This window comes from Sphingobium sp. (assembly GCF_033795625.1).
GTDB lineage: Bacteria > Pseudomonadota > Alphaproteobacteria > Sphingomonadales > Sphingomonadaceae > Sphingobium.
The window spans coordinates 1-1,283 of sequence record NZ_JARYGI010000082.1; the positions used below are offsets into that span (position 1 = coordinate 1).

The following is a 1,283-nucleotide window of genomic DNA, read 5'->3' on the forward strand; positions in this document are numbered from 1 at the left end:
GGGCACCTCTATCAACCTCGCGTTCTGACGCCTGTTTGGCAGCGGAGGGCTGATGAAGCGCTGCCTTTGCCAGTTTGAGGCCTGATTTGGCCGTTTCCGGGCCGCTTTTCAGCGCTTTTCCTGTTCTCCGGGCGCACTTATCCCATGGTCGCCCTTCGTTCGTGGAAGACGAGACGGTGCATATTGTACGCCAGATTGGCCAGCGTCACTTTGGCTTCAGCCCGCTTGATCCCGATGGTGCGGATGAACAGCCGCATCTTGTCTTTCTGATGGGCGAAGACGTGTTCGACCCGGGCGCGGACCTTGGATTTCGCTGCGTTGGCCTTCGCAGTGCGCTCCGGCATCGGCTTACCCCTCGGCTTCTTGCGATGGATCCGGCTGACCTTGCCGTTCCGGCGCAGCCAGCGTTCGTTCGCCTGGCTGCGGTAGGCCGTATCGGCCCACACATCGGAGGCGGTATTATCGTTGGTCACTACGTCCCGGAGCATGCGCCCATCAAAGCGGGCCCCGTCGGTGACCTTGCCCTTGCGGATGAACCCGAACCGGCGGCAGATCGAGATGCTGCTCTTGTAGCCAAAGCTCGGGATTGCAATGTCCGCCTGCGGTTTTCCGTCCGGTGTCGGCCGGGCCTTGGCGAACTTCAGCGTCCAGCGTGCATCCGTGTCCTTCTGGGCCGCCTTGGCCGGCTCGTCCGGCCAGATCTCACCGGCGTTCTTGCCTGCCTTGATCGCTTCCTTCTCAGCTTGATTATTGCGCTGCTTGGGCGCGGCAACCAGCGTAGCATCAACGATCTGGCCGCCCATGGCGAGGTAGCCGCGCTCTTTCAGTTCCCCGTCGAAGGCCGCAAACAGCGTCTCCAAGGCGCCCGCCTCGGTCAGTTTCTCGCGGAACAAACGGATGGTGTTTGCATCCGGCGTTGCCGCACCAAGATCGAAGCCCAGAAACCGCATCCAGCTCAGCCGGTCCCGGATCAGATATTCCATCCGCGCATCGCTGACGTTGTTCTGGGCCGCCAGGATCAGCACCTTCAGCATAGCAACGGGATCGTACGGCGGTCGGCCGCCCTTCGCGCCATCGCCGTAGGCCAGTGCCTCAACCAATGCTGGCCGGAATACCTCGAAATCAACGATCCGGGCCAACTCTTCCAGCGGATCGCCAAATGCCGACAGCCGCTTCAAATGATCCGATAAGCCAAACAATCCCGCCTGACGCATCCTCACCTCCCGTCAGCCGCAATGAATCAAATCACGCAGCCATTGGCTAGGGGTTTTTGGAGGTCCCCA

1 protein-coding gene is annotated in these 1,283 nt (G+C 61.3%); it reads right to left on the reverse strand.

Features of this window, described 5'->3' with window-relative positions; translation table 11 throughout:
- Positions 1–137: 137 nt before the first annotated feature.
- Complete coding sequence (locus QHC67_RS18630) at positions 138–1,214, reverse strand: IS5 family transposase (RefSeq protein WP_319296645.1); 1,077 nt, start codon at positions 1,212–1,214, stop codon at positions 138–140.
- Positions 1,215–1,283 lie beyond the last annotated feature (69 nt).

What these genes read in the sequence shown, in the direction of transcription:
- QHC67_RS18630 (WP_319296645.1), bottom strand. Translation starts at nt 1,214, where the DNA reads ATGCGTCAGGCGGGATTGTTTGGCTTATCGGATCATTTGAAGCGGCTG.